This window comes from Aurantimicrobium sp., assembly GCF_036667855.1.
In the GTDB taxonomy this organism is placed as follows: domain Bacteria; phylum Actinomycetota; class Actinomycetes; order Actinomycetales; family Microbacteriaceae; genus Aurantimicrobium.
Window position 1 is genome coordinate 1 of sequence record NZ_JAVWTF010000030.1, and the last position, 23,440, is coordinate 23,440.

16 protein-coding genes and 1 tRNA gene are annotated in these 23,440 nt (G+C 51.2%); 13 read left to right on the forward strand and 4 right to left on the reverse strand.

The genetic code is table 11. The features are described 5' to 3' along the window. The 3 genes from gltB to pyk all read left to right on the forward strand — a co-directional run. Positions 1-3,246: glutamate synthase large subunit (gene gltB, locus RR877_RS06955; protein ID WP_332627840.1), on the forward strand; the 3,246-nt coding region annotated here is incomplete at its 5' end. Continuing rightward, a complete protein-coding gene (locus tag RR877_RS06960; RefSeq protein WP_332550437.1) occupies positions 3,239-4,696 on the forward strand; it encodes a glutamate synthase subunit beta in 1,458 nt (485 codons plus the stop codon). The genes gltB and RR877_RS06960, both read left to right, overlap by 8 nt. Before the next feature lie 63 nt (positions 4,697-4,759). Further along, positions 4,760-6,205, forward strand: coding sequence for a pyruvate kinase (gene pyk, locus RR877_RS06965; protein WP_332550438.1), 1,446 nt, complete (start codon positions 4,760-4,762; stop codon positions 6,203-6,205). 44 nt (positions 6,206-6,249) lie between these two features. Here pyk and RR877_RS06970 read toward each other — a convergent pair. After that, positions 6,250-6,333, reverse strand: a tRNA-Leu gene (locus tag RR877_RS06970). A 34-nt stretch (positions 6,334-6,367) separates the two neighbouring features. Here RR877_RS06970 and RR877_RS06975 point away from each other — a divergent pair. After that, on the forward strand, positions 6,368-6,985 hold the full coding sequence (locus RR877_RS06975; protein WP_110233315.1) for a response regulator: 618 nt from the start codon (positions 6,368-6,370) through the stop codon (positions 6,983-6,985). A 2-nt stretch (positions 6,986-6,987) separates the two neighbouring features. Here the strand turns inward: RR877_RS06975 and RR877_RS06980 are convergent, their stop codons facing one another. Continuing rightward, positions 6,988-7,338: a hotdog fold thioesterase gene (locus RR877_RS06980; RefSeq protein ID WP_239406878.1), complete on the reverse strand. Its 351-nt coding sequence runs from the start codon at positions 7,336-7,338 to the stop codon at positions 6,988-6,990. A 129-nt stretch (positions 7,339-7,467) separates the two neighbouring features. Between RR877_RS06980 and polA the strand changes: the two genes are divergently transcribed. The 6 genes from polA (at position 7,468) to uvrC (ending at position 19,261) form a co-directional block, all read left to right on the forward strand. Next, positions 7,468-10,179, forward strand: a complete 2,712-nt coding sequence (polA, locus tag RR877_RS06985; protein WP_332550439.1) for a DNA polymerase I — start codon at positions 7,468-7,470, stop codon at positions 10,177-10,179. A 148-nt stretch (positions 10,180-10,327) separates the two neighbouring features. After that, complete coding sequence (gene rpsA / locus RR877_RS06990) at positions 10,328-11,788, forward strand: 30S ribosomal protein S1 (protein ID WP_110233321.1); 1,461 nt, start codon at positions 10,328-10,330, stop codon at positions 11,786-11,788. A 63-nt stretch (positions 11,789-11,851) separates the two neighbouring features. Continuing rightward, positions 11,852-12,439 (forward strand): dephospho-CoA kinase, encoded by a 588-nt coding sequence (gene coaE / locus RR877_RS06995; protein WP_332550440.1) that lies wholly within the window; start codon positions 11,852-11,854, stop codon positions 12,437-12,439. 9 nt (positions 12,440-12,448) lie between these two features. Continuing rightward, a complete protein-coding gene (uvrB, locus tag RR877_RS07000) occupies positions 12,449-14,530 on the forward strand; it encodes an excinuclease ABC subunit UvrB (protein ID WP_332618677.1) in 2,082 nt (693 codons plus the stop codon). After that, positions 14,523-17,384 carry an excinuclease ABC subunit UvrA gene (gene uvrA / locus RR877_RS07005; protein ID WP_332550442.1) on the forward strand — a complete coding sequence of 954 codons (2,862 nt, stop codon included), beginning with the start codon at positions 14,523-14,525 and terminating at the stop codon, positions 17,382-17,384. The genes uvrB and uvrA overlap by 8 nt, the downstream gene beginning before the upstream one ends. Before the next feature lie 2 nt (positions 17,385-17,386). Next, complete coding sequence (gene uvrC / locus RR877_RS07010) at positions 17,387-19,261, forward strand: excinuclease ABC subunit UvrC (protein WP_332618676.1); 1,875 nt, start codon at positions 17,387-17,389, stop codon at positions 19,259-19,261. On the opposite strand, the gene RR877_RS07015 is transcribed toward uvrC, so the two are convergent. Continuing rightward, positions 19,258-19,968: a glycerophosphodiester phosphodiesterase family protein gene (locus RR877_RS07015; protein WP_332551179.1), complete on the reverse strand. Its 711-nt coding sequence runs from the start codon at positions 19,966-19,968 to the stop codon at positions 19,258-19,260. The genes uvrC and RR877_RS07015 overlap by 4 nt on opposite strands. A gap of 66 nt (positions 19,969-20,034) precedes the next feature. Here RR877_RS07015 and RR877_RS07020 point away from each other — a divergent pair, with 66 nt between their 5' ends. Both RR877_RS07020 and RR877_RS07025 read left to right on the forward strand, forming a co-directional pair. Then, entirely contained in the window at positions 20,035-20,799 is a 765-nt protein-coding gene (locus RR877_RS07020) for an SDR family oxidoreductase (RefSeq protein WP_332551180.1), read from the forward strand. A 2-nt stretch (positions 20,800-20,801) separates the two neighbouring features. Beyond that, entirely contained in the window at positions 20,802-21,269 is a 468-nt protein-coding gene (locus RR877_RS07025) for an NUDIX domain-containing protein (RefSeq protein WP_280796257.1), read from the forward strand. Positions 21,270-21,308: 39 nt separating this feature from the next. On the opposite strand, the gene RR877_RS07030 is transcribed toward RR877_RS07025, so the two are convergent. Then, positions 21,309-21,905 carry a DUF308 domain-containing protein gene (locus RR877_RS07030; RefSeq protein ID WP_110233337.1) on the reverse strand — a complete coding sequence of 199 codons (597 nt, stop codon included), beginning with the start codon at positions 21,903-21,905 and terminating at the stop codon, positions 21,309-21,311. 104 nt (positions 21,906-22,009) lie between these two features. Between RR877_RS07030 and RR877_RS07035 the strand changes: the two genes are divergently transcribed. After that, positions 22,010-23,398, forward strand: a complete 1,389-nt coding sequence (locus RR877_RS07035; protein ID WP_332551181.1) for an FAD-binding oxidoreductase — start codon at positions 22,010-22,012, stop codon at positions 23,396-23,398. Positions 23,399-23,440 lie beyond the last annotated feature (42 nt).

A 23,440-nucleotide genomic window follows, 5' to 3' on the forward strand; every position in this document is an offset into this window, starting at 1 on the left:
GATCAGTCGCGTATTGACCTCGAAGAGCTCCCTGAGCGTGAGCACATTGCGCACACTCGAAGTTCAGTCATACGTCGTCAGCGTACCTTTGGCTACACCGAAGAAGAACTCCGCATCATGCTTGCTCCTATGGCAAAAACCGGTGCAGAACCTCTCGGTGCTATGGGAACAGATACTCCGATTGCTGTTCTTTCTTCACGTCCACGTTTGCTTTTCGATTACTTTGTTCAGCAATTTGCTCAGGTAACAAACCCGCCACTGGACTCCATTCGTGAAGAAGTAGTGACCAGCCTGAAGTTGGGTCTGGGGCCCGAGCGAAACCTGCTTGCTGCCGGTCCCGAGCACACCGAACAGGTAGTACTTGATTTCCCTGTGATCGATAACGATCAGCTGGCAAAGGTTCTCCACATTCGTGGCAAGAGCGGTGCTCGTGAAGGAATCAAGCTCAAGGGACTCTACAAAGTCAACAAGGGTCCTCGCGCCATGGAAAAGCGCCTGGCGCAGCTCTGTGAAGAAGTAGATGAAGCAATTGCTCAGGGCATCAAGTTCATCGTGCTTTCTGACCGTGACTCGAACTCCGACATGGCGCCGATTCCATCCTTGATGATGGTTTCGACGGTTCACCACCACCTCATTCGTACGGAAAACCGCACCAAGGTCGGCATTGTTGTTGAAGCTGGTGACGTTCGTGAAGTTCACCACGTCGCTGTATTACTGGGTTATGGTGCTTCTGCAGTCAACCCTTACCTCGCTATGGAAACCTGCGAGCAGTTGGTCCGAGATGAGTTCATCACGGGTGTGACAGCCGAGAAGGCAACCAAGAACGTCATCAAGGCACTCGGTAAGGGTGTTCTTAAAGTGATGTCGAAAATGGGTATTTCTACCGTCTCGTCCTACACCGGCGCGCAGACCTTCGAAGCCGTAGGTCTTTCGCAGGAGTTTGTAGACCAGTACTTCACGGGAACCAACAGCAAGCTTGGGGGAGTAGGCATTGATGTTATTGCTGCCGAAAATCTTGCCCGCCATGCTTCTGCCTATCCTTCCGATGGGGCTCCACTGACAACTGAGCGTTTGACCACTGGTGGGGAGTTCCAGTGGCGTCGTGATGGTGCACCGCACTTGTTCAACCCTGAAACAGTGTTCAAGCTTCAGCACTCCACCCGTGAACGTCGTTTCGACACATTCCGCGAGTACACCAAGCTGGTCGACGATCAGACTCGTGAACTGATGACCCTTCGTGGTCTTTTCACCCTCGAAACAGGCAAGCGTAACCCTGTGCCACTCGATGAAGTTGAATCTGTTGAGTCAATCGTGAAGCGCTTCTCAACTGGTGCCATGAGCTATGGCTCGATTTCACCTGAGGCTCACGAGACACTCGCGATTGCGATGAACTCTATTGGCGCCAAGAGCAACACTGGTGAGGGTGGTGAAGACGTTGCCCGTCTTCTTGACCCCACTCGTCGTTCTGCCATCAAGCAGGTTGCTTCTGGTCGTTTCGGTGTCACCAGCATGTATCTCACTCACGCTGATGACATCCAGATCAAGATGGCTCAGGGCGCGAAGCCTGGTGAAGGTGGTCAGCTCCCTAACAACAAGGTTTACCCCTGGATTGCGCGCACACGTCACGCAACCGCTGGCGTTGGTCTGATTTCTCCACCCCCACACCACGATATTTACTCCATTGAAGACCTCAAGCAGTTGATCTTCGATGTGAAGCGCGCGAACCCCGCTGCTCGTGTGCACGTGAAGCTCGTGAGCCAGTCCGGAATTGGAGCCGTTGCTGCAGGTGTATCTAAGGCGCTTGCTGACGTCATTCTCATTTCAGGTCATGACGGTGGAACTGGCGCAAGCCCGCTGAACTCGCTCAAGCACGCTGGAACGCCGTGGGAGCTGGGTCTTGCTGAAGCGCAGCAGACACTCATGCTCAACGGTATGCGTGACCGCGTTTCCGTTCAAGTGGATGGTCAGCTCAAGACCGGCCGCGACGTTATCGTTGCTGCTCTCCTGGGTGCTGAAGAGTTTGGTTTCGCAACCGCGCCACTGGTTGTCTCTGGCTGCATCATGATGCGCGTGTGTCACCTCGACACCTGCCCTGTTGGTGTTGCAACACAGAACCCTGAACTTCGTGCACGCTTCACAGGCAAGCCTGAGTTTGTGGTGAACTTCTTTGAGTTCATCGCTCAGGAAGTTCGTGAATACCTTGCAGAGTTGGGTTATCGCAGCCTTGACGAAATCATTGGTCGTAACGATCTTTTGAACGTCAATGACGCAGTTGAACACTGGAAGTCTGAAGGTCTAGACCTCGAGCCCATCCTGGTTGGACCTAAGTTCCTTGCTGATGAACCTCGTATTCGTGCTCGTGCACAGGACCACGAACTCGAGGAACACTTCGACAACGAGCTCATTAACCTGTCTCGCGCAGCATTGACTAAGGGCGAGCCGGTCTCGATCGAACTTCCTATCCGCAACACTGAACGTGCTGTGGGAACCATGCTTGGCCACGAATTGACTAAGAAGTTTGGTCAGGACGCCTTGCCACACGGAACCATCGACATCACCCTGACCGGAACAGCTGGTCAGTCCTTCGGTGCCTTCGTTCCTGCAGGAATCACCCTGCGCTTGGTTGGAGACTCGAACGACTACGTAGGTAAAGGGCTTTCTGGAGGATCTATTGTCGTGAAGCCGTCACCATCGTCGAGCTTTGCTCCGGAAGAGAACGTCATTGCTGGAAACGTCATTGGTTATGGCGCAACAAGCGGTTCAATCTTTATCAGCGGCCTTGTTGGTGAACGCTTCCTGGTGCGTAACTCTGGTGCGACCGCTGTTGCCGAAGGTGTGGGAGACCACGCCCTCGAATATATGACCGGCGGTCTGGCTGTCATTCTCGGCTCCACTGGCCGCAACCTGGGTGCAGGTATGTCTGGCGGTATTGCCTACGTACATTCTCTAGACCCCAACAAGGTCAACGCTGATTCACTTGGTTCTGGTGAACTCCGTTTGGAGAAGCTGGGAAGCGCAGATGCAGAAATCCTCAAGGACATTCTTGAATCTCATCTAGCTGAGACAGGTTCACCTCGAGCTGCTGCACTTCTTGCCAACTTTGAGAAGTCTGTTGACGACTTCACCAAGGTCGTTCCTCGCGATTACGCTGCAGTGCTAGAAGTTCGTCAAGATGCAGAGAATGCAGGTATTGACCCCGACGGGGACGCAACCTGGAAGAAGATCATGGAGGTGACTGGTGGCTGATCCAAAAGGTTTCTTGAACACACGCCAGCGTGAAGTTCCTGCCCGTCGCCCTGTTCCGATTCGCCTCATGGACTGGAAAGAAGTCTATGAAGCAGGCGACCGCGAGACGCTGGTGCGTCAGGCTGGTCGTTGCATGGATTGTGGAATTCCTTTCTGTCACCAGGGCTGCCCATTGGGCAACCTCATTCCTGAATGGAATGACCTCACCTGGCGCGGGGATGACAAAGATGCGATTGATCGTCTCCACGCAACCAACAACTTCCCTGAGTTCACGGGTCGTCTGTGTCCTGCACCCTGTGAATCTTCCTGTGTGTTGAGCATCAACCAGCCAGCTGTGACCATCAAGCAGGTTGAAGTTTCCATTATCGATAAAGCTTTCGATGAAGGATGGGTTAACCCTCTCATTCCAGAACGACTCTCCGGTAAAACTGTTGCTGTCGTTGGTTCAGGACCTGCAGGACTTGCTGCTGCGCAGCAGCTCACTCGTGCAGGTCACACAGTGGCTGTCTATGAACGTGACGAAAAGATCGGTGGTCTTCTTCGTTACGGTATTCCTGACTTCAAGATGGAAAAAATCCACATCGATCGTCGTCTAGAGCAGATGGAAGCTGAAGGAACACGATTCCGCCCCGGTGTCAACATCGGCACAGACATTACGTGGGAAGACCTGCGCAAGCGTTATGACGCTGTTGTTGTCGCAACGGGAGCAATGGTTCCTCGTGATCTTCCCATCCCAGGTCGTGACCTCAACGGTGTTCACTTCGCTATGGATTATCTTGCACAATCCAACCGTGCAGTTGATGGTCAGGATGTTCCCAACCAGATTCATGCGCAGGGCAAGCACGTTGTAATTCTGGGTGGTGGTGACACTGGTGCTGACTGTATTGGAACAGCTCACCGTCACCAGGCAGCAACAGTTACCAACTTGGCCATTGGTAAGCAGCCTCCTGCGGAGCGCCCTGATTCGCAGCCATGGCCAACATTCCCCAACCTGTTTGAAGTTGCAAGTGCACACGAAGAGGGTGGTACTCGTGAGTACCTCGTCTCAACCGTTGAGTTCTTAGGCGATAAGGACGGAAATGTTCGCGCCGTTCGCGTTGCCGAGACTGAATTCGTCGACGGAGCTCGAGTTCCCAAGGCGGGAACCGAACGTGAGATCCCTGCAGATCTCGTTTTACTCGCACTCGGTTTCACTGGACCAGAAGGCGACATTGCTCACTCTGAACTCGGCGTGAGCCTCACCCAGCGTGGAAACATCAACCGCGATGCACAGTATGCAACTGCAGAACCGGGTGTTTTTGTTGCAGGTGATGCTGGGCGTGGACAATCACTGATTGTCTGGGCTATTGCCGAGGGTCGCGCAGCTGCAGCAGCAGTTGACCGCTACCTTGAAGGTGAGACGTTACTTCCTGCTCCTGTAGCACCCACAGACCGCGGCTTCGCGGTTTAGTACGATAATACAGTCGCAATTCCCTCCTGCGACCTGGCACCACTGAAACGAAAGAGACATTTCATGAGACGCGCCAAAATCGTTGCGACCCTTGGTCCAGCAACTTCTAGCTATGAAAGCCTGAAGTCAATCATCGAAGCTGGTGTTGACGTGGCTCGTATGAACCTTTCACACGGTTCCTACGATGTTCACGAAGAGGTTTACCGCAACGTTCGCAAGGCTGCTGAAGATCTAGGCAAGCCTGTAGCCGTTCTCGTTGACCTTCAAGGCCCCAAGATTCGTCTCGGCAAGTTTGAAGGAGGTCCCTACGACCTCGACGAAGGCGACATCTTCAAGATCACCATCGAAGACATCGTTGGTAACAAGGAGATCAGCTCCACTACTTTCAAGGGTCTGCCTCAGGACGTCAAGCCTGGAGATCCTCTCCTGATTGATGACGGTAAGGTCACTCTCCGCGTTCTCGAAACTGACGGAACTGTTGTCACCACCGTTGTTGAGGTTCCTGGACCTGTTTCTAACAACAAGGGCATCAACCTTCCCGGTGTTGCTGTGAACGTTCCTGCCCTCTCTGACAAGGACGAAGCAGACCTGCGTTGGGGACTCCGCTTGGGTGCGGACTTCATTGCATTGAGCTTTGTTCGTGATGCTGCTGACATCAAGCGTGTCCACGAAATCATGGATGAAGAAGGCGTTCGACTTCCCGTTATTGCCAAGGTTGAAAAGCCACAAGCTGTCGACAACTTGGAAGAAATCGTAGATGCTTTCGACGCCATCATGGTTGCTCGTGGTGACCTTGGGGTTGAGCTTCCCCTCGAGGCAGTTCCTATTGTCCAGAAGCGTGCCGTAGAGCTCGCACGTCGTTGGGCTAAGCCCGTCATCGTGGCAACTCAGGTGCTCGAATCCATGATCTCAAGCCCTCGTCCCACTCGTGCAGAGGCTTCTGACTGTGCCAACGCTGTTCTGGATGGAACTGACGCTGTCATGCTCTCGGGTGAAACCAGTGTTGGTGAGTTCCCCACGATTACTGTTGCCACCATGGCTCGCATTATCGAGTCCACTGAAGATCACGGTATTGAGCGAATTCCTGAACTGGGTACCAAGCCTCGTACCCAGGGTGGCGCAATTACCTTGGCTGCTAAGGAAGTTGCCGAGTTCGTTGATGCAAAGTACCTCTGTGTGTTCACCGAATCCGGCGACTCTGCTCGCCGTATGGCTCGCTTGCGTTCAGACATCCCCATGATTGTTCTGACCCCACACGAGCACATTCGTCGCCGTATGGCACTGACCTGGGGCGTCAAGTCTTACTTGGTTGATGCAGTAACTCACACTGACCAGATGTTCGGTCAGGTAGATGACCTACTTCTCGGTGAAGGACTGGCAGAAGCCGGCGACAAGGTCGTCGTTATTGCTGGTTCCCCTCCCGGAATCGCAGGTTCTACCAACGACCTTCGTGTTCACAAGGTCGGAGATGCACGCAACGCTGCAGCTCCCGCCTACGAGAACCTCTAGGCCTCACACAAAGAAAAGCCCCTCATCTGAGGGGCTTTTCTTATTGGTGCCGAATGTGGGACTTGAACCCACACGTCCGAAGACAAAGCATTTTGAGTGCTCCGCGTCTGCCATTCCGCCAATTCGGCTGGTATATCTTCAAGAATATCCTAGGCTGGAGGCATGGCCGACCAAGAGATCCAAACACCCACCAAACGACGTGTTGTTGTTGCAGAAGATGAATCACTTATCCGCATGGATATCGTTGAAACTCTTCGTGACAACGGTTTTGATGTTGTGGGGGAGGCTGGTGATGGCGAAGCTGCCGTTGCTTTGGCAAAAGAACTTCGCCCTGATCTCGTAGTGATGGACGTGAAGATGCCCAAGCTTGATGGCATTTCTGCTGCAGATCAGCTCAACAAAGAGCACATCGCACCCGTTGTTCTCTTGACTGCGTTCAGTCAGAAAGAACTCGTCGAGCGCGCCACAGAGGCAGGTGCACTGGCCTATGTTGTGAAGCCTTTCACTCCCAATGACTTACTTCCTGCTGTTGAGATCGCACTTTCTCGCTGGGCGCAGATTGTTGCTCTAGAAAATGAGGTTGCAGACCTCTCTGAGCGTTTCGAAACCCGCAAGATCGTCGACATTGCTAAGGGCATTCTCAACGAAAAGATGGGTCTGACGGAACCAGAAGCTTTCCGTTGGATTCAAAAAGCCTCGATGGATCGTCGTCTGACCATGAAAGATGTTGCTGTCACGATTGTGGACCAGCTGGGTTCAGACAAAAAGGAAAAGAAGTAAACCTACTTCTTTCTGTCCTTGATGAAGTTCGTCAAGCGAATGGTGGACAGTCGTCGACCATTCTCATCTGTGCAGACGATTTCGTGAGTGGTGAGGGTGCGTCCTAGGTGAAGAGCCTTACAGGTTGCTGTCACAAAACCTTCTGAAATACTGCCGGTGTGTGTGGCGCTGACTTCGATACCGACAGCAACACGGCCTTCACCAGCAAACATGTTTGCAGCAATAGACCCGAGTCCTTCAGCAATGACGACATACGCACCGCCGTGCAAGATTCCTACTGACTGGGTGTTGCCTTCGACGGGCATTGTGGCAACAGCGTATTCAGGGGAGAGCTCGTGGAGTTGAATGCCCATCTTGTCCCACAGGGGTCCGGCAGAAAATCCGCGGAACTGCTCAAGATCCAGTACAGGGGGGCGAACATATTCAGAAGACATTGAAGATTCCTCGTGAGCTAGGTCTTACGTGCTGTGTAGGCTTGGCACGTGTCGAATAACGCCCAGCCTACCCTTATGGTCATTGATGGGCATTCGCTCGCTTTCCGGGCGTTTTATGCTCTTCCGGTAGACAGTTTCCGAACTGCTGATGGCCAGCACACCAACGCCATTCATGGCTTCATCTCCATGATGTTGAACCTGTTGGCAAAGGAAAAGCCCACTCACTTGGCAGTGGCTTTCGATATTTCTCGCTATTCGTTTCGCACCCGGGAGTACCCCGAGTACAAAGGGACTCGTGGAGAAACTCCACCTGAGTTCATTGGTCAAGTACCTCTCCTTCAAGATGCACTTCACGCAATGGGTATCACGACCATCACTAAAGAAGATTTTGAGGCGGATGACATTCTCGCCACGCTTGCTGCTCAAGGCTCTGCTCAAGATTTCAAAGTCTTAGTTGTTTCAGGTGACCGTGACACTATCCAACTCATCGATGACAATGTCACGTTGCTGTATCCGTCCAAACAAGGTGTTTCGGAACTCACGCGTTATGACGCAGCCAAAGTGTTTGAACGCTATGGCATTCAACCTCATCAATACCCAGAGATTGCTGCCTTGGTCGGTGAAACCAGCGACAACTTGCCTGGTATTCCGAAGGTGGGTGAGAAGACCGCTGTTAAGTGGATCAACGAATATGGATCCCTCGAAGAAATTCTTCGTCGAGCCGATGAAATCGGTGGCAAAGTTGGCGAAAGCCTTCGAGAGTTCAAAGAAAACGCAATACGGAACCGCCGACTCAACCGACTGATTCCAGATGTTGATCTTCCCGTTGGACCTGCAGATTTAGAGCGACTTCCTTTCGATTCTGAGGCTGTTAGAGAAGTCTTCGGTCGTCTCGAGTTCAAATCTTTGTTGACGCGAGTGCTTGCACTCAATGGTGAACAGGATTCGACTCCGACAGAAGCAAAATCTTCACCCTCTCCATCAGTTGTACCTGTGGTTGAAGAAGTGAGTTCAGAGCCTGTGGTCGCTGCCCAGGCTCCGCGATCTCAGCAACTTCTCGATGAGGAGCTCGCAGCGTGGCTCCACAGAGCATCAGAAAACTCTCCGCAGGGAGTTGCAGTTGAGCTTGAGGTTTATGCCACAGGTATCGCGGTTGTGGGCTTAGCGACAGAAACTGAAACGGTCTCCGTCCCGTGGTCACCTGTGCAAGCCGATATGAAGCCTTTGATTGAATGGTTTGCCGGTCCCACTCCCAAGATCTTCCACGGTGCTAAAGAACAGATCAAGGCACTGTTATCGCTAGGTATTCCACTGGAGAACCTCGGTTTTGATACTGAGATAGCCGATTGGGTATTGCGACCCGATTCCTCCAAGCGAGAGCTTGCTGATCTTGTCAAGCTTTACCTCAATGAAGTACTTCCCACCCCCGACCCCAACCAGCTCGTTCCTGATGATTCGGAACTTGATGCCGGTGGACGTGCATGGTTTGTGAACCGTATCGATTCTGCAATCCGTGACCGCATGGAAGCAGCAACTCTTGCCCTCTTTCTTGAGATTGAGATTCCTTCGTTGACCACACTCGCTGCCATGGAAATGCGTGGCGTCACGGTAAACAAAGAGAAACTTCAAGCACTCTCTGACGAGCTCGGAATCCGAGCAGAAACAGCAAAGAACGAAGCATTTGCCGTCATTGGACGAGAAGTGAACCTCGCCTCACCCAAGCAGCTTCAAGAAGTATTGTTTGACCAGCTCGGTATGCCCAAAACCCGTGCAACGAAAACCGGTTACACCACAGATGCAACTGCTTTGGCGGATCTCCAAGCAACTAATCCGCATCCGTTCTTAGGTCTGTTACTTGAACACCGCGATGTGACCAAGCTCAAGCAAATTGTGGAGACGCTGATTTTGGCTATTGGGACAGACGGCAGAATCCACACCACCTATGGCCAAACAGGAACAAGCACAGGCCGCTTATCTTCTGCGAACCCGAATTTGCAAAACATTCCCATTCGAACTGCGGATGGTCGTCGAATCCGCGAGGCTTTTGAAGTCGGAGAAGGCTTCGACGCTCTGTTTACAGCTGACTATTCACAGATCGAAATGCGCATCATGGCGCACTTCTCAGAGGATGAAGGCCTGATTGAAGCTTTTATCTCCGGTGAAGATCTCCACAAGTTTGTGGGTGCACGTGTCTTTGGTGTGGAACCTGGCGAAGTAACAGGTGAAATGCGCAGTCAAGTCAAAGCGATGAGCTACGGCCTCGCATATGGCTTGAGCGCTTTTGGTCTTGCACGTCAGCTGGGTATTGATAATTCTGCTGCCAAGAAACTTATGGCAGATTATTTCCAGCGATTTGGGGGAGTGCGCGACTATCTGCGCAGTGTCGTTGAACAGGCCCGAGCACAGGGATATACCGAAACACTCTTCGGTCGCAGGAGGCCATTCCCTGATTTGGCAAGCCCCAACCGTGTGCTCCGAGACAACGCTGAGCGTGCTGCTCTGAACGCTCCAATGCAGGGAACTGCAGCAGACATCATGAAGATCGCCATGATCGGTATTGAGCAGGACCTCGTTGCTCTTGGGCTGAAGTCCCAGTTGTTGCTCCAAGTTCATGACGAATTGGTTCTCGAAGTTATTGAATCCGAACGTGAACAGGTCGTGAAGATTGTGACCGACAGAATGTCTCATGCTGCGAAGCTGAGGGTTCCTCTCGACGTGCAAATTGGTGTCGGAGCTAATTGGAACGAAGCTGCCCACTAGTCCGATATCCGCGAGTTTGCGCGGAAGTCTGCTGTGAAGTAATCTGAGAGATGCACATTTGTGCGTTTTATCCGTCTGCCCGAAAGACAATTCAACAGTTCGCTGTGTCTGAAGGCCTGAAGTAAGTAAATACTGGAGCACGTTTTACATGACGCTTGTAGCAAAGAAGGCAGCCGCTCAGGTTGCAATCAACGACATCGGTTCTGCTGAGGACTTCCTCGCCGCTGTCGAAAAGACCCTCAAGTTTTTCAACGATGGTGACCTCATTGAAGGCACCGTTGTCAAGGTAGATCGCGACGAGGTTCTCCTTGACGTTGGCTACAAGACCGAAGGTGTTATCCCTTCTCGTGAACTTTCCATCAAGCACGACATTGACCCCTCTGAGGTAGTCAAGGTTGGCGACACCGTTGAGGCACTCGTTCTTCAGAAGGAAGACAAAGAAGGTCGCCTCATCCTCTCCAAGAAGCGCGCACAGTACGAGCGTGCATGGGGCGATGTTGAAAAGATCAAGGACGCAGACGGCATCGTTACCGGTTCGGTTATCGAAGTTGTTAAGGGTGGTCTGATCGTAGACATCGGTCTGCGTGGATTCCTTCCTGCATCTCTCATCGAGCTTCGTCGCGTTCGCGACCTCACTCCTTACCTCGGCCAGGACATCGAAGCCAAGATCCTCGAGCTGGACAAGAACCGTAACAACGTTGTTCTTTCTCGCCGTGCACTTCTTGAGCAGACTCAGTCCGAGAGCCGCAGCACCTTCCTGGTTAACCTCCAGAAGGGTCAGATCCGTAAGGGTGTCGTTTCTTCGATCGTCAACTTCGGTGCATTCGTTGACCTCGGTGGCGTAGACGGTCTCGTCCACGTATCCGAGCTCTCCTGGAAGCACATCGAGCACGCTTCTGAGGTTGTTGAAGTTGGCCAGGAAGTTACCGTCGAAATCCTCGAGGTTGACATGGACCGCGAGCGTGTATCGCTCTCGCTCAAGGCAACTCAGGAAGACCCATGGCAGGTATTTGCCCGTACCCACGCAATCGGTCAGGTTGCTCCCGGTAAGGTCACCAAGCTTGTTCCATTCGGTGCATTCGTTCGCGTTGCAGACGGCATCGAAGGTCTCGTCCACATCTCTGAGCTCTCCGGCAAGCACGTTGAACTCGCAGAGCAGGTTGTTTCTGTTGGTGACGACGTATTCGTCAAGGTCATCGACATCGACCTCGAGCGTCGCCGCATCTCGCTCAGCCTCAAGCAGGCTAACGAGGGTGTTGACCCCGAAGGTACCGAGTTTGACCCAGCTCTCTACGGCATGCTCACCGAGTATGACGAGAGCGGCAACTACAAGTACCCAGAGGGCTTCGACCCAGAGACCAACGAATGGCGTGAAGGTTTCGACACCGCACGCGAGAAGTGGGAACTGGACTACGCAGCAGCTCAGGCTCGTTGGGAACAGCACAAGATCCAGGTCAAGGCAGCAAACGAAGCCGAAGCCAACATTCCTGATGCTCCAGCAGCTGCAGCTTCTGAAAGCACCTCATTCTCTAGCGAGGCAGCTTCTGCTGGTACCCTCGCAGACGACGAGTCGCTTGCAGCTCTTCGCGAGAAGCTTGCTGGCAACTAGTCAGCAGAGTTACTACATGGGTGGGTCCTTCGGGGCCCACCCATTACTCGTTAAGCTGGGCATATGAAACTGATTGGTCTCACAGGAGGTATTGGCTCAGGCAAATCTACGATTGCTAGGCGTTTAGCCGATCATGGTGCCGTCATCATTGATGCTGACCAAGTAGCACGTGACGTTGTAGAGCCAGGACAACCCGCACTTGAGGCAATCTTTGACGCTCTTGGTCAAGATCTTCGTCAGCCAGATGGTTCTCTCAATCGAAGTGCCTTGGGCTCCATCGTGTTTACAGACAAGAGCAAACTTGAAGTGCTGAACTCGATCGTTCATCCTGCAGTTAAAGCACGCACTCTGTCGTTGTTTGCACAGGCGCCAGAAGGTTCTGTTGTTGTCTATGACGTTCCCTTGTTGGTCGAAGCGTCAGTGGATTACCCCTTTGAGGAAATCATTGTCGCCAGTGCTCCTGAAAGCGTTCGAATCGAACGGCTGATGGAGCATCGAGGTATGACTGAGGCGGAAGCTGCTTCACGAATTGAGTCTCAGGCACCTGAAGAAGACCGACTCAAAATTGCTAACCATGTCATCGATACGAGCGGAGATATTTCCCATACTTACGCTCAGGTTGACGCTCTCTGGACTCAGCTTAAAACGTAGACTAGAGGAGTGGACCCACGACGATCTGAGAAGCCTTTCAAGGTCGTTAGCGAGTATTCGCCCAGTGGTGATCAACCCACTGCTATTGCTGAATTAGCAGGCCGTATCAACGCAGGTGAGACCGATGTTGTCCTTCTAGGAGCTACAGGTACTGGTAAATCTGCAACAACGGCATGGCTTGTTGAAGCAGTTCAGAGACCAACCCTAATTCTTGCTCACAACAAGACACTGGCCGCACAGCTCGCAACCGAGTTCCGCGAGTTACTTCCTGAGAACGCTGTTGAGTATTTCGTCTCCTACTACGACTACTACCAACCTGAAGCGTATGTCCCTCAGACCGATACCTTCATCGAGAAGGACAGCTCCATCAACGCAGAAGTTGAACGTCTCAGGCACTCCACTACGAACTCTCTCCTGACCCGGCGTGATGTTGTAGTTGTTTCCACTGTGTCGTGTATCTATGGTCTGGGTGCTCCGCAAGAGTACTTAGAGGCCATGATTACGCTTTCTGTGGGGGAGAGGATTCCCCGAGAAGCGATTCTTCGTCAATTCGTCTCAATGCAGTATTCACGCAATGACATTGACTTCTCCCGAGGAAACTTCAGAGTTCGCGGAGACACCATAGAAATCATCCCAATGTATGAAGAGCTTGCTGTTCGCATTGAGATGTTCGGTGATGAAATTGAAGCGCTTTATAGCCTCCACCCACTCACAGGGGATGTTGTCGAAAAGCTCGATATGGTTTCCGTCTTCCCAGCTTCGCACTACGTAGCCAGTGAAGAGATTATGAAGAAAGCCATTGTCACGATCCGTGAAGAAATGGAAGAACGAGTTGCAGAATTTGAGAAGCAAGGAAAGCTCCTAGAAGCTCAACGCCTGCGCATGCGCACCACATTTGACCTAGAAATGATGCAACAGATTGGTTTCTGCTCGGGCATTGAGAATTATTCACGTCACATTGATGTTCGTGAACCGGGAGAGGCTCCACAGTGTCTCCTGGACTACTTCCCGGATGACTTTCTTTGTGTCATAGACGAGTCTCACGTGACGGTGCCACAAATTGGTGCGATGCACGAAGGTGACGCTTCTCGTAAGCGAACACTCGTCGAACACGGTTTCCGCCTTCCATCTGCAATGGATAACAGACCCCTCCGTTTCGATGAATTCAAAGAACGTGTTGGTCAAACTGTCTATCTTTCGGCCACCCCTGGTAAGTACGAAATGGGAATTGCCGACGGAGTTGTTGAACAAATCATTCGCCCTACCGGTCTCGTAGATCCTCAGATTGTGATCAAGCCTTCTAAGGGCCAAATCGATGACTTGCTCGAGCAAATTCGGGTTCGCGCCGCACAGGACGAACGTGTGCTCGTCACGACGCTGACGAAGAAAATGGCAGAAGAGCTAACGGACTTCCTGACAGAAGCTGGAGTGCGTGTCAGGTACCTTCACTCTGACGTTGACACCCTGCGACGCGTTGAGCTTCTTACCGAGCTGAGACAGGGCGTGTATGACGTTCTTGTTGGAATCAACCTACTTCGAGAGGGACTTGACCTCCCTGAAGTCTCGCTTGTGGCCATCTTGGATGCAGACAAAGAGGGCTTCTTACGTTCAGCAACGTCCTTGATCCAGACCATAGGTCGCGCTGCCCGTAACGTCTCTGGTGAAGTCCATATGTACGCAGACGTGGTTACGAAATCAATGGCCCAAGCTATTGATGAAACCACGCGACGTAGAGAAAAGCAGATTGCATACAACGTCCAGAACGGCATCGATCCTCAACCTTTGCGCAAGAAGATCGCAGACATCACTGCCATGCTCCAACGTGAAGAGGCTGATACGGCTGAACTTCTTGCGGATAAGGGAAACAAGAAGACCAAATCAGGTGCTTCTAGACCAAGTACCTCAACCTTGCTTACCCCTCGCATTGGTGCTGCAGGAGCGACAGAACTTGAGAACATCATCGGTGATCTGAACGAACAAATGCTTGTTGCAGCAGCAGAATTGAAGTTCGAACTTGCCGCACGATTACGTGATGAATTATCTGAACTGAAACGCGAACTTCGCATTATGAAAGAAGCAGGACATGCCTAAGCCACACAACACGCACTCTCATCTGAGTGTCAAGGGTGCTCGCGTTCACAACCTTCAAAACGTTGACCTCGAGATCCCACGTGACTCACTTGTTGTCTTTACCGGTCTGTCGGGTTCTGGAAAGTCATCTCTTGCCTTCGACACCATCTTTGCTGAAGGTCAACGTCGTTACGTTGAGTCTCTTTCTGCGTATGCTCGTCAGTTCTTGGGCCAAGTGGATCGTCCCGATGTCGATTTCATTGAGGGCCTCTCACCCGCAGTTTCGATTGATCAGAAGTCAACGAACCGTAACCCTCGTTCAACAGTGGGCACAATTACTGAGATTTACGACTACATGCGTTTGCTCTGGGCGCGTATTGGTATTCCGCACTGTCCTGAGTGTGGCGAAGTCATTCAATCGCAGACCGTTCAGCAAATTGCTGATCAACTGATGGATTTGCCGGAAGGCACCCGTTACCAGGTCGTAGCTCCCGTTGTTTCGCAGAAAAAGGGAGAATTCGTTGACCTTTTTGCCGAGCTCACTGCCTCTGGATATTCACGTGTCATTGTTGACGGTGACGTTATTCAACTTGCGGATGCACCTGCTCTGAAGAAAAGCTTCAAACACGACATTTCGGTGGTGATTGACCGACTGGTTGCAGGACCAGAACTTCTCTCACGCCTCACTGATTCTCTTGAGACAGCTCTCAAGCTCACGAATGGCACCGTGGATATCAACTACGTTGACCAAGAGGGGGAGAGCGCATGGCAGTCCTTTAGTGAGAAGCTCTCGTGCCCCAATGCGCACCCTATTCAACTTGCTGAGATTGAACCCCGTACTTTCTCTTTCAATTCGCCGTTTGGTGCATGTCCTGTGTGTTCTGGTCTCGGCACCAAGATGTCAGTCGATGAAGAATTATTGATGGGGGACCCTTCACTCTCCATCAATGACGGTGTGATCATTCCTTGGGCAACACAGGGTAAGGGATTATTCCAGTACTACGAGAAGTTGCTTCTTGGTCTTGCAGCAGATTTAGATTTCTCTCTCGATACACCATGGGAAGAGCTCGATGAAGAAGTTCGTGAAGCCGTGATGAACGGGAACAACTTCAATGTTCGTGTGAAGTGGAAGAACCGTTACGGCCGAGAGGTTCAATACAGTTCAGGCTTCGAGGGTGTTGTTCCCTATATCGAACGCCAGTATCTTCAAGCAGATACCGATGTGCAACGTGCTCGATGGGCTGAATACCTCCGTGAGGTGCCCTGTGTGGAGTGTGCCGGCCAGCGCCTGAAGCCCGAAGTTCTTGCTGTCAAGATCAATGGCTTGTCCATCGCTGATCTAGCTGAATTGCCACTGTCTGATGCTAGAAACTTTATGGACACTCTCACTCTGACCGACAGAGATGCCATGATTGCCGCGCAGGTCCTGCGTGAGATTCGTGCACGTTTGAACTTCCTGATTGAGGTTGGTTTGACCTATCTCAATCTTTCTCGGGCAGCAGGATCCCTTTCTGGTGGTGAAGCGCAACGCATTCGTCTTGCAACTCAGATTGGTTCTGGATTGACAGGTGTTCTTTACGTCCTCGATGAACCCTCTATTGGTCTTCACCAGCGAGACAACCGCCGCCTCATAGATACCCTCATCAAACTCCGAGATCTAGGTAACACCTTGATCGTGGTGGAACACGATGAGGACACTATTCACACGGCCGACTGGATTGTGGACATTGGTCCGGGTGCTGGCGTGAACGGCGGCAAGGTCGTCCACTCTGGTGATTATGAGTCTCTGCTCAAGAACACCGCATCAATTACGTCCGATTATGTCTCTGGTCGCACCAAGATCGAGATTCCCAAGAAGCGTCGACCATTCGATAAGAACCGAGAGATTACTGTCGTTGGCGCAGAGGCCAATAACCTCAAGAAGGTCACTGCGACCTTCCCTCTGGGAACTCTCACCGCGGTAACAGGTGTTTCTGGATCAGGTAAGTCCTCTTTGGTCAACGACATTCTCTACAAGGTTCTTGCTAACAAGCTCAATGGTGCTCGAACTGTGGCAGGCAAGCACGTGCGAGTTACGGGTCTTGAACACCTGGACAAGGTCATTCACGTCGACCAGAACCCCATTGGTCGTACTCCTCGATCCAACCCGGCAACCTACACAGGCGTCTTTGACAAGATTCGTACCCTGTTCTCAGAAACTACTGAGTCGAAAACTCGTGGTTATCAGCAGGGACGATTCAGCTTCAATGTCAAGGGTGGACGTTGTGAAGCATGTTCTGGTGACGGAACGCTCAAGATCGAGATGAACTTCCTGCCTGACGTGTATGTGGATTGTGAAGTGTGTCACGGAAAGCGATACAACCGGGAGACCCTGCAAGTTCGTTACAAAGGCAAGAACATTTCAGAAGTTCTAGATATGCCTATTGCTGAAGCTGCTGAATTTTTTGAACCCATTAGTTCAATTCACCGCTTCCTCAAGACCCTTGTGGACGTAGGCCTCGGATATGTTCGCTTGGGTCAAAGTGCCACCACTCTCTCTGGCGGTGAGGCACAACGCGTCAAGCTTGCGACCGAACTGCAGAAACGAAGCAACGGTAGAAGCATCTATGTACTTGATGAGCCCACCACGGGTCTTCACTTCGAAGATGTCCGCAAGCTCCTGCTAGTGCTGAATTCACTCGTGGATAAAGGCAACACAGTGATTGTGATTGAGCACAATCTTGATGTGATCAAGAGTGCAGACTGGCTGATTGACTTAGGCCCTGAGGGTGGTGCTGGCGGTGGCGAAATCATTGCTGTGGGTACTCCAGAACAGGTGGCAAAGAGCACACAGAGCCACACAGCAACTTTCTTACGTGAGATCATCGCGACGTAGTTATGGCAGAGACTGTCCCTTATCGTCCCAAAACGGGAGATATTCCGACGAATCCCGGTGTCTATAGATTCCGTGATGAGTCAGGGCGCATTCTCTATGTCGGCAAAGCAAAGAACCTTCGTGCACGACTGACGAGTTATTTTGCTCCTCTGAACACACTTCATGAGCGCACGAGGCGCATGGTGACCTCTGCTGCCAGCGTTGAGTGGACCATCGTGGGGACTGAGTTCGAAGCTCTCCAGCTCGAATTCACATGGATCAAAGAATTCGATCCGCCTTTCAATATCCAATTCAGGGACGATAAGAGCTATCCCTATCTGGCCATCACACTGGGGAAGAAGATCCCACGTGTCATGGTGACCCGCACGCGCAAGATTGAGAACGCTCGATACTTTGGCCCGTATACAAAAACCTGGGCTATCAGAGAGACGCTAGATCTGATTCTCCCTGTATTTCCTGTACGGACGTGTTCAGAAGGTGTTTACAAAAAGGCAGAACGGGCCAAACGTCCCTGCCTGTTGGGCGACATCGGGCGATGTGCTGCACCCTGTGCTGGTCGCGTTACTCCTGAAGAACATCGATCCATTGCACTTGATCTCGCAACGTTCATGACAGGCAAGAATGATGGTCACATCAAGAGCTTGAAAGAGAAGATGGCTCAGGCCTCAGCAGTGCAGGATTACGAATCTGCTGCAAAATATCGCGACAACATTCAAGCTCTCGAAACTGTGGCTTCAAAGAGTGCTGTTGTACTTAGAGATGAAGTAGATACTGACATATTTGGCATTGCCAGTGATGAGCTCTCAGCCGCTGTTCAAATGTTCATCGTGCGAGAAGGACGTATTCGAGGCGTTCATTCCTGGAACGTGGATACTGAACTTGATGTGTCCGTCAGTGAGCTTGTCGACAATATGCTTCGAACGGCATATGACTCCGAGGAGATTCCTCCCAAAGAAATTATTGTCCCTGAGATTCCAGAAGACTCCGTGGCCCTATCTTCTTGGCTCACTGAGATTCGACGCGAAAGACTAGCTGATGACCGCGCAGCATCAGTAAAACTTAAGGTTGCTCAGCGCGGGGATCTCGCAGCGTTGGCAAGTACGGTCAAACACAATGCGCAACAAGCTCTTGTTCTCTATAAGACCAAACGTCGTTCAGATTACGTCACGAGGACAAAAGCTCTGAGTGATATCCAAGAGGCACTTGGATTACCCGAGTCTCCGTTGCGTATCGAATGTTTCGATGTGTCACACCTGGGTGGAACAAAGATTGTCGCTTCCATGGTCGTTTTCGAAGACGGTCTTGCGAAGAAGAGCGATTATCGGAAATTCAGTATAGCTCAAGCACGTGATGACACAGACGCGATGAATCAGGTCCTTGCTCGTCGTGCTGCATATCTCACTGGACTTGAGGAAGATTCCGAAAAGAAGGCCTCAAGTTTCTCTTATCCGCCTGGGCTATTCGTCGTGGATGGCGCGCTGCCACAGGTCAATGCCGCAGCAAATGCCCTGAAAAAAGCCGGTTTGAGCCATATTCCAGTTGTAGGTTTGGCAAAAAGACTGGAAGAACTCTGGTTGCCGGGAGAGAAGTTCCCCGTGATTCTTCCGCGAAATTCCGAAGCGCTGTTCTTGTTCCAACAACTCCGTGATGAGGCTCACCGCTTCGCCATTACCTTCCAACGCGCATCTCGAAAACGAGACATCAATACTGTTCTTTCAGAAGTACCAGGAATGGGACCGGCAAAGGTCAAGGCAGTCCTGGCGCAGTTCGGGTCTGTTGCTCAATTACGCAAAGCAACCGTTGAGGAAATTGCTCAAACCCCTCAGATCAGTCCAGCTATTGCCCAAGCAATAAAGGACACACTTTCTCAACGTTAGTTTTTGAGAAGCTTCACAGCGATATCTGTCCGATCAGTAACAATCCCGTTTACGCCAGCCTCAAGTAGCTTCTTCATCTGTTCCGGATCATTGATTGTCCAGACATGAACCATCACTCCTGCTTTGTGATAGGTCTTTACCAGTCGAGGACTCACGATGTTGAGGCCTAAAGCAGAAGCCGGGATCTGAACCGCATCGAAGTTCCGTAGTAATCGATTCACAAGCCATTGCTGCCCACACAAAGCTGCAAAGAATGCTGGCGTGAATTCACTGACAGATGGAGAAGATGCAGTGCCGGGAGCTTTCTGCATCGTCGTTTTTCTGCGTTTGGCATCAAAAGAGGTCAACAGAATTCGATGATGTGCTTTCAACTCATTGATCGCTTGTGCCACAGGAGCAGAAGCTTCTGAGTTTTTGATGTCGATGTTGAATTTAACCTGAGGGAAGTGTTCAAGCGCGGACCTCAGAGTTGGGATGTGTTCTGGTAAATCAGTAAATAACAGTGTTGAAATGGGCACGCCGTTGATGTCATCGTCATGGAATAGCACAGCAATTCCATCTTTGGTTCCGTGGGCATCAGTTTCGATGTAATCGGCGCCAGCAGCCAAGGCTTTAGTGAAGGATTCAAGGGTGTTGGGAGTGCATTCAATGGCTAAACCTTGGTGGGCCAGAATATGGGGCCCTGTGTTCTCAAAATAGCTATGCACGGCTAGAGGCTAACATCCTCAGTGCTTGGTAGTCTGCTTGAGGAAACTTTCACTAAGGAGACTCTCGTGTCGAACCCACTAGCTGCCGGCTCACTATCCGGAAAACGTGCACTTGTTACCGGATCTTCTCGTGGCATTGGTGCAGACACAGTTAACTATTTCGCTGAGGCAGGCGCCAAAGTAGTTATCAACTATCGCAACAAAGAAGCACGAGCACTCAAGATTGTTGATGCCATCAAAGCTAACGGGGGAGAGGCCATTGCAGTTGGCGCAGACCTCACTGATCCCGCATCGGTTGCGTCAATGTTTGCTGCAGCTAAGGAAGCATTTGGTGGACTCGACATTCTCGTGATGAATGCCTCGGGCGGTATGGAAGCAGGCATGGGAGATGACTATGCCATGAAGCTCAACCGAGATTCTCAGGTCAACCTTCTCAAAGCAGCACTCGACGTTCTCGTTGATGGAGCACGCGTCGTTTTCGTCACAAGCCACCAGGCTCACTTCATTCGCACCACTCCAACTATGGATGAATACCTACCTGTTGCGTTGTCTAAGCGTGCCGGAGAGGATGCACTTCGTGACATGATTCCCGAGCTTGAAGCTCGAGGTGTCGGCTTTACTGTGGTTTCTGGCGACATGATCGAGGGAACCATTACGGCAACTCTTCTTGAGCGCGCTAATCCTGGTGCGATCAATGCCCGTAAGGAATCTGCTGGCAAACTTTACAATGTCAGTGAGTTTGCGGCTGAGGTTGCACTTGCAGCAGTCGAGCCAGTTCCTGCAGATAACACACGCCTTGTTGGAGACGTGAGCTCCTTCGTAGCGGAGTAATCATGGCGCGCCCAGCGCACAGAAGAGTCTCTCGAGTCGTTCTTCTCGACGAAAAAGATCGGTTCCTTCTGTTACTGACAGCTTCGCCACGATTGCAGACTCCTGTCGTGAGATGGCTTACACCTGGTGGGGGAGTAGAGGACCACGAATCTCACGCCGAAGGTGCTATTCGTGAACTCTTCGAAGAGACAGGCCTTCGTGTTGAATCTGTCGGTGATCCCATTTGGAGTATCGAAGGACAATCGATTTTCAATGATGGTCATGTTCAATCCACCTACAGTGAATACTTCGTTGTCCGTACGACCAGTTTTGAACTCACAAATGAAAACTGGATGGACAATGAATTCGTCGACATCACAGATGTCCGTTGGTGGACAGTAGAAGAACTTAACACCTCAGGTGAGAAGTACTCACCTGAACCTCTTCTGGAGGTTATTCAGCTCGCAATTGAGCGCTCACGGACAAACTAAAAGGGGCCTGGATTACCAGACCCCTTTACTAGTTTGTTCTTAGATGGCGTTCTTTACTGCTTTGCCAATCATGATGGCGCCAATGATTTGTGCCACGGCAATAATCAGTAAGAAAATTCCAGCGATCATCGTGAGTACTGCAACGCCCTCAAGCGGGAGAAGTACAACGACAATTCCCGCGATTACGGAGATGATGCCAGCAACAATGGAGAATGCCTTAGACGGCGACTTGGACGATTCAACAATGCTGACAATTCCGTCAATAATCCATGAAATACCAATCAGAATTCCGATTACAGCGAGGATTTCAGCTGGGTGAATAACAGCTAGGACACCCACAACCAGAAGCAGTATTCCAATGATGATGTTCAGTGCGCGGCCGGCTGCGCCAAATGCGCCAGATAGGAAACCGGTACCAAGTCGGATTGCGCCACGGACAATGAAGTAAATACCAAAGAGCACAGCGACAACTTCGAGAACCTGACCAGTAGCCGTCAGGATAAGAACTCCGAATAGTGCCGAAAGAAGTGCACCAATGATGAGGCCGGTACGAATAACCTTCACGGTTTGTTTTGCGGTCTCGTGACCATCGCCGTAGAAAGCAAAGCCCTGGACATCAGGGGAATTGTTGGACATAGATACTCCTTAGTTGTGCGCATAACGCCCTCTCAGGATAATTCCCCTCATTCACAATCTTGCTATTGCTTGCGCCATTCCTCGGAAATTGACAGGCTGGGGCTGTGCCAGGTCAATCTCTCATCAACGGAAACGTTTCCTTTTGGTACGACGAAATAGGCTTTCCCGTTCCGAATGAACCTTTACGCGAATCTATCAATGTAGATGTCTGCATCGTGGGTGCTGGTTACACCGGTATGTGGACGGCGTATTACCTCAAAAAAGCAGCACCAGAACTATCCGTCGTTCTCTTAGAGAAAGAGTTTGCAGGATTTGGCGCCTCAGGTCGAAACGGAGGCTGGTTAACCAACTCCGTAACTGGTGGGCGGGAGCAATACGTTTCTACTCATGGTAAAGATGCTGCATTAGCTATTCAGTTGGCCATGAACAACACCGTTGACGAGGTCATCAGAGTGTGTCAGGCCGAAGGAATTGATGCGGACATCGTCAAAGGTGGCGAACTTAATGTTGCCTACAATCCAGCTCAGCACGCACGTTTACTCGACTGGGCAAAAAATGAACACTCTTGGGGCTTTGACGAGGTCCAAGTATTTGATCGCACTGCCACGCTGAACAAAATTTCCACTCCAGGAGCAATTTCCTCAATTTGGCACCCACATTGTGCTCGAATTCAACCAGCGAAATTGGCTCAGGGACTTCGACGCGTTATTCAACAGTGTGGCGTCACGATCTATGAGAAGACGACTGTGTCAGAAATTCGTCCGCACCAGGCAATTACAGAGCACGGAACGGTAACAGCCACACATTTCATCAGAGCTACTGAGGGCTTCACGGCGAATTTGAAAGGCGTTCATCGGCAAATTCTGCCAATGAATTCTTCGATTATTGTGACTGAACAGCTGCCAGATTGCTTCTGGGACGAAATTGGCTGGAATGGATATGAAACTCTGGGCGATATGGCGCATGTGTATTTCTATGCGCAACGGACTGCTGATAACCGCATTGCAATGGGCGGCAGGGGAGTGCCCTATCGATATGGGTCCAAAACAGATACGAACGGTTCTGCCCAAGAGGCCACAATCAAAACCTTGATGCAACTTACCCATAAATACTTCCCACAGACTGAACGATTTGGTTTTGATCACGTGTGGTCTGGTGTTCTTGGTGTTCCACGGGACTGGTCTGCAGCTGTGAATTATGTCAGTTCAACCGGAGAAGGTTCTGCGGGTGGTTATGTGGGGACCGGGGTTACTTCGACAAACCTTGCGGGAAGAACTCTGACAGATCTGATCCTGGGACGCAGTACCGAACTTACTGAATTGCCCTGGGTAAACCACAAGGTACGAAATTGGGAGTTTGAACCATTGCGTTGGATTGCTACGCATGGTTTATACGCAGCATATGGATACGCAGACAAAGCAGAGCAGAGATCGCCTTCTTCACAGACATCAGCAGTAGCAAGCATGGCCAACCTCATTACTGGTCGTCATTAGTAATAGTTATCCGATAATACACATTATGTCAGTTAATATTTT

Excerpts from the sequence above, each read along its gene's own strand:
- RR877_RS07030 (WP_110233337.1), bottom strand. The coding sequence starts at position 21,905 with ATGTCCAACAATTCCCCTGATGTCCAGGGCTTTGCTTTCTACGGCGAT.
- uvrA (WP_332550442.1), top strand. The coding sequence starts at position 14,523 with ATGCCTAAGCCACACAACACGCACTCTCATCTGAGTGTCAAGGGTGCT.
- rpsA (WP_110233321.1), top strand. The coding sequence starts at position 10,328 with ATGACGCTTGTAGCAAAGAAGGCAGCCGCTCAGGTTGCAATCAACGAC.
- RR877_RS07025 (WP_280796257.1), top strand. The coding sequence starts at position 20,802 with ATGGCGCGCCCAGCGCACAGAAGAGTCTCTCGAGTCGTTCTTCTCGAC.
- pyk (WP_332550438.1), top strand. The coding sequence starts at position 4,760 with ATGAGACGCGCCAAAATCGTTGCGACCCTTGGTCCAGCAACTTCTAGC.
- RR877_RS06980 (WP_239406878.1), bottom strand. The coding sequence starts at position 7,338 with ATGGGCATTCAACTCCACGAGCTCTCCCCTGAATACGCTGTTGCCACA.
- RR877_RS06975 (WP_110233315.1), top strand. The coding sequence starts at position 6,368 with ATGGCCGACCAAGAGATCCAAACACCCACCAAACGACGTGTTGTTGTT.
- coaE (WP_332550440.1), top strand. The coding sequence starts at position 11,852 with ATGAAACTGATTGGTCTCACAGGAGGTATTGGCTCAGGCAAATCTACG.
- uvrC (WP_332618676.1), top strand. The coding sequence starts at position 17,387 with ATGGCAGAGACTGTCCCTTATCGTCCCAAAACGGGAGATATTCCGACG.